At 53.8% G+C, this 22,177-nt stretch carries 20 protein-coding genes; 10 read left to right on the top strand and 10 right to left on the bottom strand.

All coding sequences use genetic code 11. The features are described 5' to 3' along the window. Positions 1–51: 51 nt before the first annotated feature. Together QQL54_RS04185 and QQL54_RS04180 are read left to right on the top strand one after the other, a co-directional pair. Entirely contained in the window at positions 52–798 is a 747-nt protein-coding gene (locus QQL54_RS04185; RefSeq protein WP_284387881.1) for a tryptophan 2,3-dioxygenase family protein, read from the top strand. Continuing rightward, positions 791–1,882, top strand: a complete 1,092-nt coding sequence (locus QQL54_RS04180) for an aminotransferase class V-fold PLP-dependent enzyme (RefSeq protein ID WP_284387879.1) — start codon at positions 791–793, stop codon at positions 1,880–1,882. Before QQL54_RS04185 ends, QQL54_RS04180 begins: the two co-directional genes overlap by 8 nt. On the opposite strand, the gene QQL54_RS04175 is transcribed toward QQL54_RS04180, so the two are convergent. The 6 genes from QQL54_RS04175 to QQL54_RS04150 form a co-directional block, all read right to left on the bottom strand. Then, complete coding sequence (locus QQL54_RS04175) at positions 1,879–3,273, bottom strand: hypothetical protein (RefSeq protein ID WP_284387877.1); 1,395 nt, start codon at positions 3,271–3,273, stop codon at positions 1,879–1,881. The two genes, QQL54_RS04180 and QQL54_RS04175, sit on opposite strands and share 4 nt — an antisense overlap. Further along, positions 3,273–3,899 carry an ABC transporter ATP-binding protein gene (locus tag QQL54_RS04170; RefSeq protein WP_284387875.1) on the bottom strand — a complete coding sequence of 209 codons (627 nt, stop codon included), beginning with the start codon at positions 3,897–3,899 and terminating at the stop codon, positions 3,273–3,275. The genes QQL54_RS04175 and QQL54_RS04170 overlap by 1 nt, the downstream gene beginning before the upstream one ends. Positions 3,900–4,025: 126 nt before the next feature. Then, entirely contained in the window at positions 4,026–6,104 is a 2,079-nt protein-coding gene (locus QQL54_RS04165; RefSeq protein ID WP_284387873.1) for a M13 family metallopeptidase, read from the bottom strand. Between the two features lie 11 nt (positions 6,105–6,115). Then, positions 6,116–9,325, bottom strand: coding sequence for an efflux RND transporter permease subunit (locus QQL54_RS04160; protein WP_284387871.1), 3,210 nt, complete (start codon positions 9,323–9,325; stop codon positions 6,116–6,118). Beyond that, positions 9,322–10,917, bottom strand: coding sequence for an efflux RND transporter periplasmic adaptor subunit (locus QQL54_RS04155; RefSeq protein ID WP_284387869.1), 1,596 nt, complete (start codon positions 10,915–10,917; stop codon positions 9,322–9,324). Before QQL54_RS04155 ends, QQL54_RS04160 begins: the two co-directional genes overlap by 4 nt. Next, the gene (locus QQL54_RS04150; protein ID WP_284387868.1) at positions 10,914–12,368 is read right to left on the bottom strand and encodes an efflux transporter outer membrane subunit; all 1,455 of its coding nucleotides are present in this window, start codon (positions 12,366–12,368) and stop codon (positions 10,914–10,916) included. The genes QQL54_RS04155 and QQL54_RS04150 overlap by 4 nt, the downstream gene beginning before the upstream one ends. Before the next feature lie 283 nt (positions 12,369–12,651). Between QQL54_RS04150 and QQL54_RS04145 the strand changes: the two genes are divergently transcribed. The 3 genes from QQL54_RS04145 (at position 12,652) to phoB (ending at position 15,543) form a co-directional block, all read left to right on the top strand. Continuing rightward, a complete protein-coding gene (locus QQL54_RS04145) occupies positions 12,652–14,010 on the top strand; it encodes an ATP-binding protein (protein ID WP_284387866.1) in 1,359 nt (452 codons plus the stop codon). Positions 14,011–14,112: 102 nt separating this feature from the next. Continuing rightward, the gene (gene phoU / locus QQL54_RS04140) at positions 14,113–14,808 is read left to right on the top strand and encodes a phosphate signaling complex protein PhoU (RefSeq protein ID WP_284387864.1); all 696 of its coding nucleotides are present in this window, start codon (positions 14,113–14,115) and stop codon (positions 14,806–14,808) included. Between the two features lie 45 nt (positions 14,809–14,853). Further along, a complete protein-coding gene (gene phoB / locus QQL54_RS04135) occupies positions 14,854–15,543 on the top strand; it encodes a phosphate regulon transcriptional regulator PhoB (protein WP_284387862.1) in 690 nt (229 codons plus the stop codon). 10 nt (positions 15,544–15,553) lie between these two features. Here the strand turns inward: phoB and QQL54_RS04130 are convergent, their stop codons facing one another. Then, the gene (locus QQL54_RS04130; RefSeq protein ID WP_284387861.1) at positions 15,554–15,928 is read right to left on the bottom strand and encodes a flagellar export protein FliJ; all 375 of its coding nucleotides are present in this window, start codon (positions 15,926–15,928) and stop codon (positions 15,554–15,556) included. A 291-nt stretch (positions 15,929–16,219) separates the two neighbouring features. Between QQL54_RS04130 and ctrA the strand changes: the two genes are divergently transcribed. Then, positions 16,220–16,915 (top strand): response regulator transcription factor CtrA, encoded by a 696-nt coding sequence (ctrA, locus tag QQL54_RS04125; protein WP_284387859.1) that lies wholly within the window; start codon positions 16,220–16,222, stop codon positions 16,913–16,915. 75 nt (positions 16,916–16,990) lie between these two features. Here the strand turns inward: ctrA and soxR are convergent, their stop codons facing one another. Further along, positions 16,991–17,449 (bottom strand): redox-sensitive transcriptional activator SoxR, encoded by a 459-nt coding sequence (gene soxR / locus QQL54_RS04120; protein WP_284387857.1) that lies wholly within the window; start codon positions 17,447–17,449, stop codon positions 16,991–16,993. A 72-nt stretch (positions 17,450–17,521) separates the two neighbouring features. Between soxR and QQL54_RS04115 the strand changes: the two genes are divergently transcribed. The 4 genes from QQL54_RS04115 to QQL54_RS04100 all read left to right on the top strand — a co-directional run bounded on the left by QQL54_RS04115 (position 17,522) and on the right by QQL54_RS04100 (position 20,810). Further along, complete coding sequence (locus QQL54_RS04115) at positions 17,522–17,953, top strand: VOC family protein (RefSeq protein ID WP_284387855.1); 432 nt, start codon at positions 17,522–17,524, stop codon at positions 17,951–17,953. Between the two features lie 149 nt (positions 17,954–18,102). Further along, positions 18,103–19,296 (top strand): DUF418 domain-containing protein, encoded by a 1,194-nt coding sequence (locus QQL54_RS04110; RefSeq protein WP_284387853.1) that lies wholly within the window; start codon positions 18,103–18,105, stop codon positions 19,294–19,296. 51 nt (positions 19,297–19,347) lie between these two features. Continuing rightward, positions 19,348–20,469, top strand: a complete 1,122-nt coding sequence (locus QQL54_RS04105; protein WP_284387851.1) for a DNA recombination protein RmuC — start codon at positions 19,348–19,350, stop codon at positions 20,467–20,469. After that, positions 20,466–20,810, top strand: a complete 345-nt coding sequence (locus QQL54_RS04100; RefSeq protein WP_284387850.1) for an avidin-fold protein — start codon at positions 20,466–20,468, stop codon at positions 20,808–20,810. Before QQL54_RS04105 ends, QQL54_RS04100 begins: the two co-directional genes overlap by 4 nt. On the opposite strand, the gene QQL54_RS04095 is transcribed toward QQL54_RS04100, so the two are convergent. Together QQL54_RS04095 and recR are read right to left on the bottom strand one after the other, a co-directional pair. Next, positions 20,807–21,442, bottom strand: coding sequence for a DUF6498-containing protein (locus tag QQL54_RS04095; RefSeq protein ID WP_284387848.1), 636 nt, complete (start codon positions 21,440–21,442; stop codon positions 20,807–20,809). The genes QQL54_RS04100 and QQL54_RS04095 overlap by 4 nt on opposite strands. A 47-nt stretch (positions 21,443–21,489) precedes the next feature. Further along, on the bottom strand, positions 21,490–22,095 hold the full coding sequence (gene recR, locus QQL54_RS04090; protein ID WP_284387846.1) for a recombination mediator RecR: 606 nt from the start codon (positions 22,093–22,095) through the stop codon (positions 21,490–21,492). Positions 22,096–22,177: the final 82 nt, after the last annotated feature.

The raw sequence follows: 22,177 nt of genomic DNA, 5'->3' as shown, positions 1-22,177 counted from the left end.
CGCCTGATGTCTGTCCTCACTTGGACAGAATAATCAACAGGAGAGACCAAAATGGACAGACAATCTTATCAAACGATGATGCGCGGCGCAGGCCAGCTCGACTACGAAATTTACCTTAATACAGAACAGCTTCTGGCCTGCCAGAAAGAGCCGGACGCCCTGTGCAATCCGGACGAACTTCAGTTCATGATCGTCCATCAGGTCGAAGAGCTCTGGATGAAGCTTATGGCGACGACACTGCTCGACATTGATGACGAAATGCAGGCTCGCAACTCGTTCAAGGCGCTCACTTTGTTTCGCCGTGTCCATATCTGCCAAGAAATGATGAGCCAGCAACTCAGCCTGCTAGAGACCATGTCACCCAAAGATTATCAACGGATTCGACTGCTCCTCGGCAATGGCAGCGGTCAGGAAAGCCCGGGCTTTCGGGTTCTGCTAAAGATGCCGAAAGACCTCTGGGCGACCTATGTCGACGCCTATTTGGATGGCGGCGCGCGAACACTCGAACAGGTCTATGACTCCGACTATTCACACGACGACGCCTATATGATCGCAGAGGCGCTGGCGGAGTTTGACGAGCAGTTTCAGAAATTCCGTAACGCCCATATGCAACTCATCTACCGATCAATCGGCGTGGCTGCCAGCTCGCTTAAGGGCCGCCCTGTCGAAATACTTAATGAAGGACTTCGCTACAAGATGTTCCCGGAACTCTGGCAGGTTCGAGCGGAAATGACGGACCGCTGGGGATCGACCTACGGTAAGAAACGCGACAAGCTAGACCCAAAAACTCATGCGTGAGCTGTTCCACGTTCCTGACAACTACTTCCTCTCACATAGTGTCGGGTGCCTACCGAAATCGGCGCGCCATGAACTGGACAGAGCTTTTTTAGGGCCTTGGGAAAGCGGGACAACCTGGGCGGATTGGATGCCGCTGATCGACACATTTCGTGCGGGCATAGGAGAATTGCTTGGCGTCGAAGCAGCGTCAATCTGCCCTCAAACCAATGTGTCGAGCGGGCTGACGAAAATCGTATACAGCCAGCCATTCCGTCCGGAGCGTTCGGTTATTGTCCTGTCGCGGCAAGACTTTCCGACGATTGGCTTCGTGATGAAACTAGCCGAACGGTTAGGGTATAGGCTTCGTTTCATCGAGGGTGATCCAACCGATATAACCAGCTGGAAAGCCGCCATCGACGCGGAGACCGCCTTCGTCCATATCACTCACGCTCTATCGGATAGCTCCCACTTGCTACCTGTCAGTTCGATTTGTGCGCTCGCGAAAGCCGTCAAAGCCACGACTATTGTCGATATTGCGCAGTCACTTGGCGCCGTTGCCGTGCCCGTATCCGCCTGGGACCCAGACTTTGTCATTGGCACGGGCGTCAAGTTCCTTTGTGCCGGTCCGGGCGCCTGTTTCCTCTATGCGCGACCAGACCAGATCGCTGCTAGCGAACCGTTGGATGTCGGCTGGTTTTCTCACGAAAACCCGTTTGAAATGGACATTGGAAACTTCCGCTACGCAGCTGATGCGATGCGTTTTTTCGGCGGCACGCCGTCCCCGGCCCCTCTGTCTCTTGCCAACGCTGCACTGGACGTATGGCAGTCTGTGGACATGAGCGCCGTCTACGCGCGAATACAGTCGCAGTTGAATCTTCTGGTCAGCAGTATTTCAACTGAGCATCTGGCCTCACCTACTAGAGCCGATGCCAGAGGCGCGACCTTCGTCATCAAACAGGCGGTGAGGTCCGGTCTGCATACAAAACTTTTAGATCATGGCATTCAATATGACGAGCGAAAGACGGGCCTGCGCTTCTCCATACACGGTTATACCTCAGACGCAGAGATTGAGCGGTTGGCGAGCCTTATCGCTAAGCATATCTAGATCGGTGGCGAGCCGATGTTGAGATAGATATACCAGAGGATCAGAAGCAGCAGTCGCCCCGCAACGGCGGACCGCGTGAGATGTCCCAGCAGAATGGCGGTCAACGGAAGTCCGACCACAATTGCGACAATATCGATCCAAGGCCCACCCTCGCCGGTCAGAACCAAGCGCATCGCAGACGGTAGACACAGCAACGCGGTGACTAAAACAGCCGCGACGACCCGGATGATGACATCCTCAGGCCCGCGAGGTGTAACCGCAGACAGCGCCGCCATTTGCTGACCACGCCAACGCGCGCCGTGCTGCGTTAGGGGGAAAATCAGCAGCAAAGACAGCGCCGCCCCGACCATCCCTCGGAATGGCAACATTATGCCTGCCAAGGCCACCAAAATGACGATAATCGCAAGCCAATGGGGTCGCGCCAGCAATCGAATATCAGACAATAGAAGCGGTATAAATGACCCGATCGGATGGGCGGGCGAAATAGGCGAGCCAGAAAAGCTTGCTGGGCCGCCGGCTCCAGACGCTGCCCGACGCAAAGGCTTAAAGCGGTGCGGTGCATAGATCGCTCCGGCGGCCATCACAGCAACGGCCGTCATCCCGATCCAGAGCAACCGTGACAGAAGGAAGTCCGACGACAGCACACCCGCCAGCGCGTCGATCCTGACAGTCTCCTCGTAAGAGGCGGATCCGATCAGGATCAATTCTGAGATCACTTGGTCTGTCGCTCCGGATAGAGGCGCTGCAATGCCTAAAATATCGAGCATTGGCGATCCGCCAACACCGGTCGCAAAGTAGGACGCTGCCATGATGAGCATCGCCAGCCAGACTAAAAAGAAGACAACGTCACCCCCGGCCCCGCGTAAACCGCGACGGGCGGAAAACACTGTCCTGAGACCAGCAATAACAGCCAGTGCCGGAGCAGCGATCAAAGACAAGGCTAGAAGCGTCTGAAACGGACGAACGTCTGACAGGGGTAATCGAAAGGCTGACAACAATACGCCCGCCAGACCAAGAACAAGCATAAGTATCCAGAGTGCGCCCGTATCTGCGACCCAATGCGCCAACATTTGTACGCTACGACGCGCAGGTGTCATATCATCAGCCTGCCAGGGTTGCGTCCGGGTTGGGCCAGCGCGCAAGAAAATATAGGCTAAGGGCGATAAAATAACCGCCATAACGACACCGAGCTGGAATCCAATGACGGCCGGATCAAGTTCCAGATAAGCCCCATTCACAGCCATCACCGAATAATCAGCCCCGGCTTTCGGCAATAGATAACGCGCCGCAATCGGTGCCGCTAATGCCAGCACCCAGATGACGGGACTTCGAAGATGGCGCAGAAATTGTATCCGCGCATGCACCACAAACCTATCAAGGATCGACGCCATTACTTGACCGAATCCAGCATTGAAATTTTCAACGTCTGATATTTTCGATTGGCCAAACTTTCTGCCAAATGCGTCGTCATCAACACGACGGCTCTCTGTTCGAATATCAAGTCATGCACGTGCTCTGCTGTGACAGGATCAAGTTCTGCCGTTGGTTCGTCCAGCACAAGAATATCAGGATCGCCGAGAAATGCCTGCGCTAACCCTAACCGCCGTCGCATACCCCCGGAATATGTCCGGATCAGGCCAGAGGCATCACGACCGAGGCCGAGTCGGTCCAGCAGTGCCGTCGCTTGAATGCGCGCCGCTCCGGTCCCAATCATCTTCAGCGCGGCCATATGCAACATGAAGTCGAGGCCTGAAATATCCTCAGGAAAGTCAATTCGCTGCGGCGCGTAACCAAGGCCAGTCCGGAACGCCCTCGGCGATCGCCCCAAAGGCTTTCCATTCCAGCTCAACGTTCCACTTTTAGGGCGCTCAGCACTGGCGCAAAGGCGCAGCAAGGTCGTCTTTCCGGCGCCGCTTGGACCCGTAATCACTGTCACGCCCGGCGCGAAGCTATGCGATATTCCGTCCAGCACGGTCTTGCGACCATAGCGTTGGCCAACATTGATCAATTCGAGCATGAGTCCCCATCAAGGATATTGAGCCGCATTCGTTTGTTACCAAATTAGCCTAAGGCCAAACGAAAACAGCCCGCCCCGAAGAGGCGAGCTGTTGATCTTATGATACATATTTGAGGCTATTTAAACCTACCAGATTTTGACGCGCTGCTCTGGCGGGATGTACATGGCGTGGTCAGGGCCGACATTAAACGCATCATACCAAGCGTCGACATTGCGAACGATGCCATTGGCACGGAATTCGCCCGGGCTGTGCGGACCATTTTTTATCTGCTGCGAAAGAGCTGCTTCACGCCATTTAATGGCCCAGACTTGTGCCCACGCCATGAAGAAGCGCTGATCGCCAGTGAAGCCGTCGATAATTGGAGCCTCTTCACCGTTCAGTGAGCGCTTATAAGCGTCATAAGCCATAGTCACACCGGTTAGATCGCCGATATTCTCACCCAGTCCGAGACGGCCATTGAGGTTTTCGCCCGGCAAAGGCTCAAAAGCACTATATTGATCAGCAAGGCCAGCCGCCCTCGCCTCAAAGCCTTCTGCATCTTCTGGCGTCCACCAGTCACGTTGGATTCCGTCGCCGTCAGATTTACGGCCCTGATCGTCAAACCCGTGGCCCATTTCGTGACCAATCACAGCGCCAATACCGCCATAGTTGACGGCGGCATCTGCGTTTGGATCGAAGAAAGGCGCATCAAGGATCGCAGCAGGGAAAACGATCTCATTCAGAATGCTATTGTAATAGGCATTCACAGTTTGCGGGGTCATGCCCCATTCCTCACGATCAATTGGCTGACCAAGATCGCTCACTTGATCATCCCAAGCCCAAGCACGCGCGCTTTGAACGGTCCCAATCAGATTATTACGATCAACATTGAGACCGGAGTAGGTTTCCCACTTGTTTGGATAACCAATTTTCGGATTGAACTTAGACAGTTTGTACTGGGCTTGCGCCTTGGTCTCATCGCCCATCCATTCAAGGTTATCGATCCCGTCCTTGAATGACGCGCGTAGGTTTTCCACGAGCTCTTCCATCTGTCCCTTAGAGGCAGGTGGGAAATGCTCGCCGACATAAACTTTGCCGACAACTTCCCCGAGCGTGCCATTGACCTGAGCGACGCCGCGCTTCCAGCGTGGACGTTGCTCTTCCTGACCGCGAAGAGTCTTGCCATAAAATTCGAACCGAGCATCGTCGATTGCCGCTGGGAGATAGGCCGCGTGACCACCCAGTAGCGAGACTGTCAGATAGTCTGCCATGACATCGACGGATGTTTCAGCAAACACATCGGCAGCGGCATCAATGGCCGTATTTTCTCTTACGATGACCTCTTCAACATCGCCGATGCCAAGATTATCGAAAACTCGCTGCCAAGGCATACCCGGCGCCATCTCTGCGAGGTCATCCATGCTCATCTTATTGTAAGTCAAATCCCGATTACGGCGTTTCACCGGTTCCCAGAAATTCTCTGCGAGAGCGGTCTCGAAATTCATCACAGCTTGGGCGCGACCTTCGGCATCATCGACGCCTGCTTCGGCAAGCATGGTCGCCACATAGTTTACATAACCCGCCCGGATTTCATCAGCCCGTTCGCCTTCATCAAAATAGGCATTCCGGTTCGGCAAGCCCAGGCCCGACTGAGTGATATAGACGATGTGTTCGTCATTCTGTTTCGCATCAATGTAGACATAGGGGTTGACCGGAGCGGCTAGACCCAGAGCCGGGTCAGACATCAGATCAGCAATATCATCGCGACTTTCGGCCGAACGAATACGTTCAAGAACAGGCCGGATCGGATCTAGACCCGCCGCCTCAATCGCGTCTGTGTCCAAATAGGCATTATAGAAATCGCCGATACGCTTTTCATCCGCGCTGGGATCAGCTTTCCCCGCCGCTGTTTCGATGATCTCGCGAACGCGAGCCTCAGATCGATCGCTCAGACGGTGAAAGGCACCGTAATTGCTGCGGTCTGCCGGAATTTCCGTCGTGTCGAGCCAAGTGCCGTTCACATATTGGAAGAAATCATCGCCAGGTTCGACGCTCAAATCCATATTCTCAGTCGCAATGCCGAACGCACCCAACTCAGCCACGCGAACTTCGACTGGTGCCTCAACAGATGCTGTTGTCTCTGTCGTGTCGACGGAATTTGTTTCGCTGCACGCCACAGCAAACAATGCCAGCAGGCTGACGCCTGTCATCAAATAACGGTTCATTGTAAGTCCTTTTATTCGGCCGGAAGCGGCGAGGATTTAGGGCCGCCTGTCGACGGCGTTTCAAGCTCGAAATCGTCTAACGCCAGAGCGAGTTCAGGATCATATCTGGACCCTAGTGGCGGGTATTTTGTGCCGTTCCATAGCCCTTTGAAGAAACGATTTATGTCCACACCGATGCCGTACATGGCTGGAACAAGCATCAGAGTGAGGAAGAAGTCGAACAAAACCCCGAATGCGAGCGCGACAACCATCGGCTTCAGGAACTCAGCCTGCGGGCTCGTTTCAAACAAAATTGGAATCAACCCGACGAAGGTCGTGACCGAGGTCAGCAAGATCGGGCGGAAACGTGCGACGCAAGCATCCAACATCGCTTGATAGGCCCCCACACCCCTGGCTCTCAGCCGATTGACATAATCGATCAGCACGAGGTTATCGTTCATCGCCACCCCCGTCGCGGCAAAGAACCCGAAGATCGAGAACATGCCAAAGGGAACGCCGGTAACAATATTACCGAAGATCATACCCACAGCCGCAAAGGGCAAGGCAACAAGGATTAGGATGGGCTGAGCATAGGACCGGAAAGCGATCGCTAAGAGGACGTAGGTCGCCAATACAATCGCGATCAGGCTGATCTTAAGTTCCGCCATAAAGTTTGACTGAATCTCGTCCTCACCGACAGACACCCGGCTTGCGCGCGGATGGCGAAGTTCCCACTGCGGGAAGAAGTTCTCATCCATATCCTTACGGATTTCAGCGATACGCGTTTGCTCACCGCGAATTCGTGCGCCAGTATACTCGACGCGTTTACGGTCGCGACGATTGACCCGACCGATACCCTCAGCAATTTCCACTTCCGCGACAGAATAGAGCGGCACTTCGACGCCGTTCGCCGCGCGGATCCGCAGATTATTGAGACTATCAAAGCTGTCACGCGCCGCTTCTGGATAACGGACCATCACGCGAACATCCTCGCCATTTCGAGGTAAGCGCTGAACTTCGCGACCATAGAAAGCCTCCCGAACCTGACGGGTCACATCAGCCAAGGTTATTCCAAGTGTTTCGGCCCCGGGCTTCAGCGTAAAGCGAATTTCACTGGCTGAGCTCTCGAGCCCATCCCAAGCGCTGGAAATGTCGGGATAGGTTTCCATGTGGTTTTTAATGTCGAGAACAGCGAGACGAAGGTCGTCTTCATCCGACGCGGCAACCCCATAGAATAGTCCGCCGCCCTGACCGGACCCACCTTCGGTAAACCCGTAAGTGACCCGGAATGCGTCCGGTATAGGCCCAACATATGTTTCAAGCTTATCGGCAATATCCTTGGTCGAAATACGGCGACGATCATCGTTTGCCGCAAGTCCCAAAAAGCCATCAATCCTGCGCCCCTCGGCAATCGTTCCGGGCTTATCGATGATAGGCCCGGGAATGCCAAAGTCACTTTGTGCATTCTCGTTAAGCTTCTTAATGCCCGCATCAATCTGGCTTCGGGCTTGATTGACCCGCTCAAACGACGTGCCTTCAGGGAAACGTGCATTCACGCTGACCATGTCGCCTTCGACTTCAGGGATAAAAGCGGTTGGTGCCACACCTGTAATCAGCAGAGTGAAGGCCATGATCATCATGCCAATAAAAGCGGACACGGTGATATAGCGCCAACGGATCAGCGTTGCGACCAGAGGACGGAAAACAGTCTTGGCAAAGGTGATCAGACTGTCGGCAATCTTATTCTGTAGAGCCAACAATTTGTTCGATGACGGCTCGACATGTTTCATATGCCGTAAGTGTGCCGGCAGGATGAAAAACGCCTCTATCAGAGAGAATACAAGAACAGCCACAACGACCAGACTGATCTGGCTAAAGATTGCCTGGATCGGCCCCGACATAAAGAGGAATGGCAGGAACATAATAATGGTCGTGACGACCGCGAAAAACACTGGCTTAGCGACCATATAGGCGCCGCCAACGGCTGCGCGTTCGCCTTCGATTCCATTCTCATTATGCAAATGAATACTCTCGCCCACGACAATGGCGTCATCGACGACAATCCCGATCACAAGCAGGAAGGCGAACAGAGAAATCATATTCAGCGTGATGCCGATATGGGGTGCGATAGCGATCGCACCCATAAAGGCCGCGCCAATCCCAATCGTCACCCAAATCGCCACTTTAGGACGGAGGAACAACATCAAGATGATGAGAACGAGCACCATACCCGTCAGCGCATTGCTGCCAATCAGCTGCATACGGCTGTCAAACATGGTCGATCCATCAAACCATATTCTAAAGCTCAAATCTGGTGGAAGACGGTCAGCAATGTCCTTTTCGAACTGACGGATCGCCTCGCCAGATTTCGTGATATTCATATGGTCCGGAGAGTTAACCTGGAAAATAGCCGTCGTCTCTCCATTAAAGGTCGCTTCGAAGTCATCCTCCGCAAACCCATCAATAACGGTGGCAATATCGCGAACGCGAACGGTCCCCCCTTGGGCCGTTTGCCGAACGATAATATTATTAAATTCGTCCGCATTATTGGCGAGATTACGAGCCCGAAGCTGCAAGTTACCGGCGGACGTTTCGACCGTACCCGCAGACAAATTGACGGACGCCCCTGAGATCGCTTGTGCGACTTGGCTAAACGTCAAGCCATAGCGCCGGAGAGCCTCTTCCGAGATCTCGATCGTGACCTGTTCGTCCATCTTGGAGACTTGTGTCGTGAGCTGGAGACCGGGCAATTTCGATAGTTCTTGTCGGAGCTGCGTTGCCTCACGCTGAAGCGTGAGCCTGTCCATATCCCCGTAAAGTGCGAGATACATGATGTCAGGACGCGCGTCCCATCGGAACACTTGAGGACGGAATGCATCCGGCGGCAGGTTTTGAATCGCGTCGACGCGGGCCTTCACCTCATCCAGCATCTTTTCGTAATCGATGCCGATCTTGGTGCGAATATTCACATTCGCGGAGCCTTCGCGCGCATTGCCTTCGATATAATCAATGCCGTCGAGACCATCGACAGCTTCTTCGATCCTAACAACGAGCTGTTGCTCAACATCCCGCGGGGACGCACCCGGCCAAGATACGCTAACGGACATACCGTTAATCGTCGTTTGCGGAATGAACTCGCGTTCAAGACTGAAATAACCCCAGATGCCGCCGAGGAACATCAGGCTCATGAGGAGGTTTGCCGCAACAGGGTTGCGGACAAAATATGTAATCAGCTTCTTCATTCTGAAGACCCTTCACTCTCACCGCCACTATCGGACTCATCAGCGTCCGAGTCATCTGACGATTCCGTGTCATCACTTGGGCGATCTTTGCCCTTACCGCGCTCTTTCATCCACTCAGGTTCTTCGGGTTCAACCAGCACAGTATCAGGATTATTTACGTCCAAAACCTTCAGCGGGATCGATACACGAGACCGTTCCATTGGTGATAGAACAACCAGTTCACCGGGCTTCACGCCTGATGCCAATACAGCGCGTTGAGGCGATGCATCCAGCACAACGACCTTACGGATCGAAGCCTTTCCTTTGTCATCAACCGTGTAGATCTCGTCCTCAACCCGCAGACCATCGCGCGGAATGACAATCGCATTCTCTAGAAGCTTGCCGTCGATCTCAGCATCCACGAACAGACCTGGCGCGATAGGCACGCCATTGACGGATGCACCCGTGCCATATGGGTCAAAGACCTCGGCAATCGCAAATAACGCGCGAGATTGCGTGTCATATGTCGCGTCCGTGCGCATGATGCGACCTTCCCATTCTTGGCGCACACCACCGATTGTCGTCGATAACTTAGCCAAAGGGGCGGACGCGCGGTCCTTAGCAACATAGGCAATCGAAAGATCGATTTTCGCCATATCCGCATCCGTAAATGGCAAGCGAACTTCGACAATGTCCGTCGAAAACACTCGGCCTAACCGCGAACCAGGTGTCACGAACTGCCCAATATCAGAACTCTTTGAGCGCACACGTCCCGCGAAAGGCGCGGTGACAGAGGTTCGCGTGAGCTGCAGTTTCGCATTATCAAGATCAGCTTGAGCCGCCATCAGGGCCGCCTCGGCCTGTTGCCGTTGGGGCAGGCGCAGAGCCAGCTGACTCGGTTCGCCGCGTCCCAAATCTTCATAATCTGTCCGGGCGATTTCGCCCTCAGCAATTTCACGAGTCAGAACCTGTTGGGCTTGGGCAACGCCAGCCTCAGCCCGAATGACGGCCACATTATAATCGCTCGGATCGATACGAACGAGTGTCTCGCCTTTGCGAAAAATGCCACCTTCAATGAAATTCGGAGAGACATAGACAATTTTGCCGCCCACTTGCGGAACCAGATCAATCTCTGTTTGCGGACGCGCTTCACCTTGCGTGCGCACCGTCAAGCGAACGTCTCGTTGTGTGGCATAGTCGGCCATCACGGCCAATGGCGTGAAAGGACGTCGCTGTTCTTCAGGCTCAGCGGTCGCATTGATGATCGCAATCGCGGCCATCGGGAACAACAAAAGCACCAAAATTGGCAAGAGAATGGATTGAATTCGGCGACTGATCCCACGACGAACTTTCGGTTTGCTCAGACGAATAGCCATTATGATCGAGACAATCCCAAGGATCATAAAGAGACCTAACAGCGCCAACTCTGCCACCGGAGGTTTGGCATCTTCACCCCCACCGCCCGCGAGAATGAGCGCGGCGATACCGACGATAAAGCCAATTGGAACAATGACGAGAGGGGCCCGCGTGAGCCCCTTGTTACCAACACCGTCATCGCCTGAATCTGGCGACCCGTTTGGATCGTTATATGAGTCTATTACTGTGGCATTCATGGCAGGGTAAATCCTAGGACCTCAAGCGGAGGGTTTTCTTGTAGATCGGACGGTCGATCATATCCCGACCCTCCTAGCGCGACATGGAGGCGGACACGATTGGAAAGACGTTCCGCTCGGGCAGAAATGATTTGGCCCTCGGCATTGATACGTCGCGACTGTGCATCAAGAAGCTGCAAAATAGTCGCGAGACCTTCCGTATAGCGAAGCTCTAGACGCTCTTCCGCCATAATCGCCTCATCCAGCGATATACGGAGAGCCGCCTCGCGTGCTTCCAGGCGTTTCTCAGCATCCAACGCGTTCTCAACCTCTTCATAGGCCGCCAATACGGTTTCCGCATAAGTTTCGATTTGAGCTTCAAGTTGCGCCCTTTGAGACTCGACTTGAGCCTTCAAACGCCCACCTTGGAAGATTGGTGCCGTGAGTGTTCCCCCTATTTCCATAGCAAGGCTTTTGAGGTCCAACACATCACCCAAGGAATTAAGAGACTGATCACCGATACTGCCGTCTAGGGACAGGCTCGGATAAAGTGCCTTCCGGGCGACATCAACATCAAGCCCCGCTTGAGCAATACGACGCTCCGCAGCAATGACATCTGGGCGACGCGCCAGCATATCAGCGGGCGTTCCCGCCCCCACAAACGCTGGTAGTGACGGAAGATCAGAGGGGAGTGTAATGTCTGCATCCGGGTAATCCCGGACCAGAGTCTGAATACTCCGAAGCGTAGCATCTCTAAGTTGGAGGCGGGACTGTTCTTGCGCTTGCGCACTCGCGATAGAGGATCGGGCCAGTCGAACGTCAGACGACCCTGTTAGACCACTTTCAAAACGTCGTTGCGTCAACCGAAGCGACCGTTCCTGCGTCCGTATTTCTTCCGCTGATAGATCAACGAGCAATCCAGACTCAATGGCATCAAACCAGCCTGAGGCTAAACGGCTTGTGACTGACAATTCCAAAGCCGCTACATCGGCTGCCGAAGCCTCTATCCCTTCACTATCAGACGATATTTGGTCGCGTATACGATTGAAAAGATCGACCTCCCAAGAAGACCCGACACCAATACCATATCGAGTCGACCCAGTATTAAATCCAACTCCGCCCTCAGAGCGGGTGGCTGACGAGCTTCCATTAAGTGTTGGATAGAGACCAGCACGGCTCACACGCTTGCGAGCAAACGCTTGGTCAAGCTGCGCCAAGGTCCGTCGTAAGGATGGATTATCGGCACGGGCTTTGGCAACCAATCGCGTGAGGTCCTCATCTCCGAAGCTCTCCACCCAATCGGTTTGCGGTAAGGTGTCAGCGGCAGGTTCGGACCAATTTGGCGCAGCCGGGACTGCTTCGGTCAAGTCGACGATTGTTGGCTCCACCGGATTAATCATGCTTGCGCAGGCGGACAGGCTCATCGCCATTGCGATCACTGCAGCATGGGCTAGCCCTTTATGACTCTGCATCGAATATCTTTCCCGCATCTGTCCCGCGCCTCTTTGCGTTCACATTTTACAGAGACCCGACTCAAGTCTCTAGCTTGCACCATGAACAACCAGAACGCATTCCGTAAGTCAACAAAACATTATCGAAAAACGATAATTTAGGCAAAGATTCCCGTTATATCCCGTTTAATAGAGACCATGATGCCAAGCGAGTGTGATTTTTGTCATCTTCGCGTAAGGAACCGATCGTGTCCGCTACGCTCTGGACGCCATGCGATCCATCCGCCACTAGGCCCTCATGGCCATGGGTGACCCGATGGATAATGAGGCCCTAGACGCCTTACGCGGCTCAGACATTGTCGTTCTGTCTGTGCTGGCATTCATCGCTATTGCCAGCATGGCTGCGCTCGCGCGTGTTCCCATCTGGATTGGCATCGCGACACTTGCGGCCTTCTGGGTATCGATCATCTTTTTCCTGCGACTAAGCCGCGCTGTCCGGTCCTCACGGCGTAAGCTTCCTGCAGATCCCGATGCCTTCCTGTCCGGCGCACGCTTTGCCGCAACCCTGACTGACGCCCTGCCCCAAGCCATCGCCGTGCTGGACCGTGATGGTCGCGTCATCCACGCCAATCCTATGGCGCGGTCATTGATTGAGATGGACACATTGGGCCGACCCCTAAGTGTCTATGTAAGAGATTCAGGGATTACGGATCGGCTCGCCACAGCCTTAGCAGGCTACACGCCTGAACCGCTCATGGTTCACCGCGAAGTCCCAGCAGAAAGCTACATCTCCCTTTTATTCTCCTCGGTGACGCCTGTGGAAGACGGGTCCGGGCGTATGATTGTTTTGGTGGTGATGAACGATGTGACTGAATTGGTTCTTGGCAATCAGCGCCGCGCGGATTTTCTGGCTAATGCGAGTCACGAGCTCAAAACGCCTATGGCGTCCCTGCTCGGCTATATCGAAACGCTTCGCGGTCATGCGAAAGATGACCCCGAAGCGCGCGAACGGTTTCTTGGGATCATGGCGCAACAGGCCGAACGGATGCAGCGTCTGATCCGAGATCTGCTGTCTTTGCGCCGCATCGAACAATCAGAACATATCGCGCCGATGGCGGACGCTCGCGGCGTCAAACTCAAATATAAAAAGAAGAAACGTTCGATCGTTCCGGGACATCAGGACGAAACGATACAGCTTTGCCTGAACTTGATCGAAAATGCGACCAAGCTATCGCCGCCCGGCTCCACTATTTACATTACACTGAGCCGGTTCGACCAATGGAAGCCAGGTATTCTGTTCGCGGATGGGCGCCTCCCAGAAACCACAACAACGCGCGCGATCAATCCAGCCCCAACCAGCCCGCTGCCCATCTACACAATTACTATTTCGGACTCAGGCCCTGGTTTTGCTCGCGAACACCTCCCGCGGGTTGGTGAACGGTTCTACCGCGTCGCAGGCGATCTATCCTCTCAGGAAAAGGGAACAGGCCTTGGGCTAGCTATCGTCAAGCACATCGCCCGGCGGCACCGGGCTGGCCTTTATATTCGCAGTGAACCGGGCCAAGGGACCGAGTTCTGCATCGTCTATCAGGAGAGCCAATCTATCGCAGAAGCACCGCCTCAAGATGCACCCGTTAAACAGGGTGAGACGAAAACTGTATAGTCATGTTTCTTTCACAAACTTGTCACGGACCTCTCCCATAGAGTAATCTTTGAGAATCAGGGGCTTGCAGATCTCTCTGCAGCCTTGTCTGGGACCGTTCGTATGAACAGCTTGGCCAATCATATTGTCAGCGGGTACGATAGTGACCTGAATGAGCTGACCACGAGCCTCTCCGATCTGGGTAGCCTTGCCGAAGGTATGGTTGCGGATGCCGTCAGAGCGCTCAAGACAAGAGATGACTCCCTTGCGCGATCTGTCATCGAACGGGATCAGCAAGCCAATCACCTTCAGTCCAAAATTGATGCGGATGCCATGCGAATTTTGGCGCTGCGAAATCCGATGGCGACAGACCTTCGTAGGACCATCGGAGCTATTCGTGTGGCGACCGATTTAGAACGGATTGGCGATCTGGCCGAAGGTATTTCGAAACGCGCGATCACGCTTAACGATCAGTCCAAGATTGATTTGACGGTTGGTGTCGAGCGGATGGGGCGTCAGGTCAAATCGCAACTCTCTGCAGCGCTGAATGCGTTTCTGCGCGAAGATACAAGAGCGGCTGTACAAGTCTGGATGGCCGATTCCGATATTGATGAAATGTATAATTCCATTCTTCGCGAATTGCTGACCTACATGATGGGCGACTCAGCCATGATCAATGCATCAACCGCTCTGCTCTTCGCCGCAAAGAATCTCGAACGGATTGGGGATCACACCTCCAACATCTGCGAGGTCATCTACTTTACGAGCCATGGCAGCCAATTGATTGACGACGACGCCGTTCAGTCGTTGCTACGATAGCCTGTTTCATCAGGCTGGATTACTAGAAAGACGCACGAGGCCATTATGAAGCCCTATGTTCTAATCGTTGAAGACGAAGACGCCCTCGCCACCCTGCTTGAATATAATTTCGGAAAAGAAGGTTTTGAAACCGCCTTAGCTATGGATGGTGAGGAAGCTTTATTGCTCGCGTCTGAGCGCACACCTGACCTTATTCTCCTCGACTGGATGCTGCCCAAACTGTCCGGCGTGGAAGTGTGCCGTCGTCTGCGTCGCCGTAAGGAAACATCCAAAACCCCAGTCATTATGCTGACGGCTCGGAGTGACGAGACGGACCGGATTACCGGACTAGATTTCGGGGCTGATGATTATATGATCAAGCCGTTCTCAATGCCGGAACTCTTCGCCCGGACGCGTGCCTTAATGCGCCGCGCCAAGCCGAGCCTACTTGAAGACATTATTCGGATTGGCGACATCGAAGTCGACAGCCAGGCCTTCCGGGTCAAACGGGATGGCGAGTTGATCCACCTCGGACCCACTGAATTCCGATTACTTGATCATTTTGCTCGGCATCCCGGGCGCGTCTTCTCACGCGAACAATTGCTGGATGCTGTCTGGGGGCGTGACGTTTATGTCGAGGCCCGAACCGTCGATGTGCATATCGGCCGATTGCGTAAAGCTTTGAAACGGCCCGGTAAGTCCGACCCCATTCGGACTGTTCGAAGCGCAGGTTACGCGTTTGAAGGCGTCGAGTAGGGCTAAAACCCTAGCTCATGACGCGGGCTTGTTGTTTTTCCGCGTCGCGGGCCATACGGCGCGCACGGACACGTTCATAACTATCAAGAGCGTCCAGTTGATGACGCAAGTCGACCGCAATGTCCGAAGTTTGGCCGATAATGTCGTCGAGCGAGCGACGAAGGTTCTCTTTGCGAGCAATAACCGACTTGGCATAGCTGCCATAGGCCACATACCCATCGCGTTGCTCGTTTGCATCAACCTGATCTTCCGGGACACTATCCGACAATTTACGGATCTGGCGTTCAAGATCCTCACGTGTGGCCTCTAAAACTGCGATACGCTTTTGCAGCTCACCAACGCGGAACCGGGTTTGCTGTATTTGCTTGTCGGTCATTTGTGCCATGAAATCTCTCCGTTCACCTATATCATCCGTGTTTGCCCGGACCTGATTTCATACAGCTATAGAACAGCAGGCTTTCGACCCCGTGAAGAAACGCGGTTAAAGAAATTCAAACAGAAAGGGTGGCCAACCTATGGCATTTCAAAACTCGTCCCGCCTGCGGATCAGAAAAATGCAAATGTCCGCCGTTATGTTTGTTAACTTCTGATTTACAGGTTTCCCTTAGCGGTGAGGCTCCATTAACCATGCTCCATAAGCGAGCTGGTTAAAGAATCGCCTGGGAGGGGATGGACAATGCGGGTTCTTCTAATTGAAGATGATATGGCTACGGCACAGGGCATCGAGTTGATGCTTAAAACCGAGGGCTTTAATGTTTACACGACTGACCTTGGTGAAGAGGGCGTCGATCTAGGCAAGCTCTATGACTACGACATAATTCTACTGGACCTGAACTTACCGGACATGCCGGGCTTCGAGGTTCTTAAGACACTACGGCTCGCCAAGGTGCAGACACCGATCTTCATCCTGTCAGGTACGAACGATATTGAGACCAAAGTACGTGGGCTCGGCACCGGTGCTGACGATTACATGACCAAGCCTTTCCATAAGGACGAGCTCGTGGCCCGTATCCACGCGGTTGTAAGACGCTCTAAGGGTCACAGCCAATCGATCATCACTACGGGCGACATCAAAGTGAACCTTGATGCCAAAACCGTCGAAGTTGGCGATCACCGCGTGCATCTGACCGGCAAAGAATATCAAATGCTGGAGCTATTGAGCCTGCGCAAAGGCACGACGCTCACTAAGGAAATGTTCCTGAACCACCTTTATGGCGGCATGGACGAGCCTGAGCTTAAGATCATCGACGTTTTCATCTGTAAGCTTCGCAAGAAACTCGCAGCGGCCACACAAGGCGAGCATTATATCGAAACTGTTTGGGGCCGCGGCTATGTCCTGCGTGACCCGGCCAAAGATAAAATGAGCGCCTAAGGCCCTCCCCGCCTCCCACGTCGCTAATTTTGACGTAAGAAACCCTGCCATAAGGCGGGGTTTTTTTATACTTGCCTAACCCGAGCTTTCAGGACGATCCCCTAAGAGATATCGAGGACCACTCCCCTTTTTCGCCGCGACGTCATCGGGGTTGTAGAGTTTGCATTTTTGCAGAGACAGGCAGCCACAGCCTATACACCCAGTTAACCGCTCTCGTAGCGTTGTCAGCGCCACAATCCGCGCGTCTATGTCTTGACCGAATGATCGGCTGATCTTTTCCCAGTCGCTCAAGGTCGGCGTGCGTTTCGACGGTAAGCTATTCAGCTGCGTTTTGATCTGCTTGAGCGAAAAGCCAAGCTGTTGCGCGATAATGATGAAAGATATCCGACGAATATCAGACGCCTCAAACACGCGCTGTTGGCCACTATTTCGATCCGGGAAAATCAAACCCGCCTCTTCATAGAAGCGAATGGCCGATACGGCGACGCCCGTTCGCGCTGCGACAGCCCCAATCGAAAATGCTTTCTTCGCCATCGAACTTTCCGCTTGACCTCAAGTTAAGTTGAGGTCGTAGCACGCAGGCTCCGAACTAAAAAGGAGAACGAAATGACGACAACGAAAACAGTAAAGCCTCACATCGCACAAGTCAGATTGGAGCATGTGAACATTAATGTGACGGATCCAAAGCGGACAGCTTCGCTTCTCAGTCGGTTGTTCGATTGGCAAATTCGGTGGGAAGGACCGAGCATAGGGCAAGGCTATACAATTCACGTTGGCTCAGAAGCTGACTACCTCGCCCTCTATTCCAACTCGAATTTCCAAGGAAAAGGCCTGAAAGCGTCCAAAGCCCATTTAGGGCTCAACCATATTGCCGTCGAAGTGGACGATCTGGATGCAATTGAAACACGCGTCAGGGCCGAAGGACTAACCCCGTATAGTTTCGGCGACTATGAGCCCGGACGACGCTTCTACTTCAACGATCTGGACAATATCGAATATGAAGTTGTCAGTTACGCGCGTGCATCTGCCCCTCTTTGAGACAGCATGCTCTGACTAACTGTAACCTTCAAAAGTAAAGGTTGATCGCACATTATATCGCGTTCGAGCGATCGCTCAGAAAAGTTTTGTTGTTTATCGATATGAATTGAGTGTAGACTGACCAATATTAGGGTCGGGGAGAACTGCTCATGGACTATCAAACACAAAACGAAGCGATGGGTCGTCATATCTTCCCCGATCTCGTGCGAGCCTTCGCTTTGCTGGGGATCGTGCTCGTTAACGTCGCTTATTTCGCCTTCCCGGGCGAAATAACCTATTTCTATGGCGGTCTGAATTCGGAAGCAGACGTCGCAGCCTCCTTTACGGTCGATGCGCTGTTTCTGTTCAAGTCCTACACGCTGTTCTCATTCATGTTCGGGGCTGGTCTCGCCTATCAAATGATGTCGGCAGAGCGTCGTGGTGTGGCCTTCGCCCCTCGCTATTTCCGCAGAATGCTCGGCCTGCTCATCCTCGGAATCCTGCATGTCACAGTCGCCTTTATCGGAGACATTCTGATCGTGTACGCTGTCATTGGTAGCGTTCTTTTCTTATTCCGGAATCGGTCCGTGAAATCGCTTATACGATGGGCTGTTGGATTTTTGATCCTGCAGATCGTGATTTCCTTGTTGATGTCGACTGGTCTGACAATGGGCGAGATGTACGCACCGGAGGAAATGAACGCCGTGGCATCCGAAATGCGGAAAGTCATGGATGCTTCCACTGTCGTTTTCCAGAATGGCAACTTTTCAGAGATTGTTGCACAGCGTTGGGACAGTTGGACTGGCTATATTGTGTTCGCTGGCCTCGTACAGTTCTCAGGCGTGTTGAGCTTCTTCTTGTTCGGCCTGGCAGCCGTCCGATCCGGCATCATGCAAACACCTGACGCAACCATCTGGGCGCGTTCTCGCCGCGTCTATTTGCCAGTCGGCCTCATTCTCAGTGTCATCGGCGCCTATCTGATCCTACGCTCGGGTGATCCGATGTCGGGTATGGGCGCGTTCGGGAACAGCATCATTCTCATCGGCGCGCCTCTATCCTCCATGGGCTACATGGGTTGGATTGCGAAATGGTCGAGCGGCCCAGCGACAGGCTTCAAAATCTTCGCCGCGCGCGCTGGAACGGCGTCCCTGACGACCTATCTGCTGCAATCTCTCATCCTGTCCTTCGTCTTCTGCGGCTATGGCCTCGGTCTTTACGCGCAGCTTGGCGCAGCAGCCTGTGTCGCGATCGCTTTAGCAACCGCCGTCGTGACACTGACCTTTTCCAGTCTCTGGCGAACACGGTTTGAACGCGGCCCAATGGAAAACTTGCTGCGACGTTGGACTTATCTGGGCGCGCGGTAAATTCTTCCTCTCCGGCTGTTCAGAACAGCCGGACCATGCCATAGAACAAAGATGGAACCTGTCTTTTCGATTGGCGGTGCGGATATCACCTTGTTGGAGCTCGTCATTGGCGGGCTACTCTTAGTCTTAGGTATCCTCATCGGTTCTCTATGGCGAAGTGACGGGACCACCAAAACTGAGTTGATGGCGATGCGGGGGCAGCAGGCCGAACTGCAAGGGCGCTTGGCTCAACTCTCCGAAGAGCAAGCACAGCGCGGAACCCTATTTCAGAAGAGTTTGGACGAGCGTCTATCAGCCATGACGGAACGGGTCGGCCGGTCCATCAATGAACAATCAGAACGTTCGACAGAGCACCTCAAACGATTGGATACGCGCCTCGAAGTTATCGACCGCGCCCAAGCGAACATCAAAGAATTGGCCGGTGAAGTGTCTGGCCTGCAGTCGATCCTGTCCAACAAACAGGCGCGGGGAGCCTTCGGCGAAAAACAAATGCAATCACTGATCGAGCAATTCCTGCCCGCCCGCACCTATTCCTTTCAACAAACACTCTCCAACAATGCGCGCGTTGATGCGGTTATCCACTTACCCGGCGGTCATCTTGATGTGGCCGTCGATAGCAAATTCCCTTTGGAAGCCTGGCAACGCTTCAGCCAAACCGAAGACACAATAGAGAGCGATCTCGCGCGTCGGCAATTTGCCAATGATTGCACTAAACATATCCGTGCCATCGCCGACAAATATCTTCTGCCCGGTGAGACCCACGAGATTGCGCTGATGTTTCTACCCAGCGAGGCCATTTACGCCGAACTTCATGCGCACTTTCCCAAAGTTGTCGAACGGGGTTTCACCGAACGGGTCATGATCGTATCGCCAACAACTTTCATGGCCACGCTCCACACGATGAATGCGGTATTGAAAGACGCGGCCATGCGCGAGCAGGCAACTGTGATCTTGGACGAAGTCGGAAAAATTAGCGGGGACGTCCGACGACTCGATGATCGGATCGCCAAGCTACAAAGCCATTATGATGGTGGGTTGGAGATGATGCGTCAGGCACGAATTAGCACTGACAAAATTACACGTCGCGCTGACAAGATTGAACAGCTGGACCTTGATGAAGAGGGTAATCCTCTCACTATCGACCCACCATCCGAATCTGGGTCGCTGCTATGATCCACTATGGCGATCGTCTCTTCCGGGCCGTGTCGAGCAAAGGCGACGGCGACGTCGGGTCAGACACGCTGTTTCGCTATGAACAGCGAGATGATGTTTTAATGGGCACTTATTCGGGCGGCGAGGTCGACTATGGGTCTCTGGTCGGCAAGGTCCATACGGACGGATCTCTGACCTTTCTCTACCATCATGTGACCAAAAGCGGCCTGCTTCGCTCCGGGCGCTGCGAAAGCAAACCGGAAGTTCTCACAGGCGGAAAAATCCGGCTGCACGAGACCTGGCAATGGACATCGGGCTTGGGGAGTGGCGGGCGTGGCACTAGCGTGATTGAAGAGGTTTAGGCCGTCTCCGGCTGCAGCTTGATCCAACCATGGGATACGGCATGCGCGAGCACGTCAGACCCTGTCTTGAGCGCTACGAGGAAAACCAAGGGTCCGAGCGCAGCGCCATCGCTCCCGACCAAAAAGAAGCCGCCTAAGATTATGGCAACATGCATGATAACGACCCGGCCATAGGGTTTGAACATCTGTTCATTAACCGCCACCTCATCGTATTCGCGTTTCCCAAACCAATTCACGATAAGTGAAAATGCATGGCTAAGCGACAGGCCACCCGCCACGATCAGAACATCAAGACCAATCGGAGGCAGGTCGAACAAAGTTTGCAGAAACATCACATGGCCAAAATTGAACATGCCGTAGTGGACACAGAAAAACGCGGTAATAAACAAGTTTCCGAGCCAGATCAGCCACCACGGAGACCCTTCGCGACCTCGCCGACTGGTCAGCAATTTGGGTATATTGAAAAGTCCGATGACAACGGTTTCCATCCAATAAACCAGCATCAGAAAGCCAGCATTCCAGCCAAAGGCGAATACGCCGACCAGTGGGATCAGATTGATAACAATGAGAAAAGAAACGGATGGCCGCCCCAATATGTAGGATCCGCTCTTTCGCTCGATGATCTGCGTCATAACGCCCTCCGCACTTTGCTTAGCCCGGTCAGGTTTCGCTGCAAGTCTCAGAGTAGTCGGCGGCTTTTCATCGCGGCTGCAATCGTGCCGTCATCCAGATAATCGAGTTCGCCGCCAATCGGAACACCGTGCGCCAAACGGGTAACGCGCACGCCCGTCTTCTCCAGATGTTCGGTGATGTAATGCGCCGTGGTTTGACCATCGACGGTCGCATTCATCGCAAGAATAACTTCCTCTGTTCCGCCCGTAGCAACTCGACCAATGAGCGACGCAATGTTTAAATCGTCTGGCCGGATACCGTCCAACGCAGACAGCGTTCCGCCCAGCACATGATAGGTGCCGCGAAACGCGCCAGCCCTTTCCATGGCCCACAGATCGGATACATCCTGCACCACACAGATCGATGATTGGTCACGCCCGGGCGCACTACAAATGTAACAGGGGTCCGCAGCGTCCACATTGGCGCAGACCGAACAAGTCGAAATGCGCTCCGCCGCAATATTCATGGCTGACGCTAAGGGCGTCATCAAGCGATCCGGCGCCTTAAGAAGATGGAGCGCCGCTCGACGCGCTGACCGTGGACCCAGTCCCGGCAGTTTCGCCAGCAACGTGATCAGCCGATCAATCTCGGGCGAAACGGATGGGCCAGCCATGAGTGATCCTTAAGCGCTAGATTCGAAACGATTGATGCGGCGGACAAGCCCCAACCGAATGTTAGCTGATGTGGGGATTCGG

The organism is Algimonas ampicilliniresistens (genome assembly GCF_030159955.1).
Classification (GTDB): Bacteria; Pseudomonadota; Alphaproteobacteria; order Caulobacterales; family Maricaulaceae; genus Litorimonas; species Litorimonas ampicilliniresistens.
This window is presented reverse-complemented; position numbering and strand designations above follow the sequence as displayed.